Raw genomic sequence first — 1663 nt, 5'->3', positions numbered from 1 at the left:
GTCGATGTCGTCACTGGAGGCGAGCACCTTGGAGGCGACGCCCTCCTTCTCGGCGACGATGCGAAGCAGCACCTTGAGCAGTTCCGCCGCCGCGCTCGAGCCTTCCGGCGGCTGAAAACTCTTCGGCAGTTTCGGCATCGTCTCCTTCGGCATGGCGAGAGCGGCGTTGACGGCACCCAGCAGCGCCGTGGCCGTCGCCGAACGCTCCCAGCCTTTCGGCGTCGTGCGCAGCTTGCCGAGAGCCGCCGCATCGCGCGGCGCCTGCTGCGCGATCTCGTAGATCGCATCGTCCTTGAGCACACGGCCACGCGGCACGTCGCGTTCGCGCGCCTCGCGTTCGCGCCAGGCGGCCACCGCCTGCACGACCGCCAGCTCCTGCGGCTTGCGCAGCCGCATCTTCAGCCGCTTCCAGGCATCCTCCGGATGCGGATCGTAGGTCTCGCGCGAGGTGAGGATGTCCATCTCCTCGTTCAGCCAATGGGCTCGGTCCTCGCGCTTCAGCTCGGCGCTGAGATGCTGGTAGACCTTGATCAGGTGGGTGACGTCGGCGAGCGCGTATTCGAGCTGCTTGTCGGAGAGCGGCCGGTGCCGCCAGTCGGTGAAGCGCGAGGATTTGTCGAGCCTGGCGCCGGTGATGCGCTGCACCAGCTGATCGTAGGAGACGCTGTCGCCGAAGCCGCAGACCATGGCCGCCACCTGCGTGTCGAACACCGGATGCGGCACGAGGTTACCCAGATGGACGATGATTTCGATGTCCTGGCGCGCGGCGTGGAAGACCTTGACCACCGCTTCGTTGGCCATCAGCCGGAAGAACGGTTTGAGATCGATGTGTGGCGACAGCGGATCGATCAGCGCCGTCACGCCGGGCGCGGCCATCTGTATGAGGCAGAGGATCGGCCAGAAGGTCGTTTCGCGGATGAATTCGGTATCGACGGTGACGAATTCCGACTTTTCGAACGCCGCGACAGCGCTTTCGAGTTCTTTCTGGGTGGTGATGACGTGCATCAAATCGCTTTTGGCAAGAAATCAGGTCTCTTTCAATTCCAGCAGCAGGCGCTTTCGTCAAGCCGCAGGTAGAGCATGATCCCGAAAAGTGTGCAGCGGTTTTCGGAAAAGATCATGCTCAAACAAGAAGATAAAGCGGGATGACGATCTCGCTTTAATCCGGCTTGTCTGAATCATTGCCCCGCCGGGCGAGCCGCGCGAAGAATGTCGAGGTGCGCAAGAGCGCGGTAAAACGGCTTCGACTGCCGGCGGGAACGCCGGATCGAACCTGCATCCGGTACAGGATCACGATAATGAGAATGGCATAGACAAAGGCGCTGAACACGAACAGGGCGCTGGGCCCGAAATATTGCATCACCGCCGATGCGGCGATCGGACCGCCAATCGCGCCGAAGGAATAGAACAGCATCAGCGCCGCATTGACCAGCACGAACTCGCCCTTGCCGGCCCGATCGTTGGAATGCGCCGCCGACAGCGAATAGAGCGGCATGGCGAAGCAGCCGAAGATAAAGACGATGGCGAAGTTCAGGAAAGGATCGCCGCGCGCCACGAAAGCGAGCGCCAGCGCGGCAAGCATGGCGCAGCATGTCGTCGTCAGCAGTACCGAGCGCCGGTCCCAGCGGTCGGAAAGATAGCCCAGCGGATATTGGATGAGGGC

2 protein-coding genes are annotated in these 1663 nt (G+C 62.5%); both read right to left on the bottom strand.

What is annotated here, in order from left to right; genetic code table 11:
* Positions 1 to 1005, bottom strand: a 1005-nt coding sequence (gene rnd / locus EOA29_RS35620) for a ribonuclease D (protein WP_127222336.1), incomplete at its 3' end; no start/stop codon positions are given.
* 154 nt (positions 1006 to 1159) lie between these two features.
* The coding region (locus tag EOA29_RS35615) for an MFS transporter (RefSeq protein WP_127222335.1) at positions 1160 to 1663 on the bottom strand (504 nt) is incomplete at its 5' end.

The sequence above is a fragment of the Mesorhizobium sp. M1E.F.Ca.ET.063.01.1.1 genome, assembly GCF_003998155.1.
Classification (GTDB): Bacteria; Pseudomonadota; Alphaproteobacteria; order Rhizobiales; family Rhizobiaceae; genus Mesorhizobium.
Note: the sequence above shows the minus strand (reverse complement) of the source record. Positions and strands in the feature narration are given on the sequence as shown.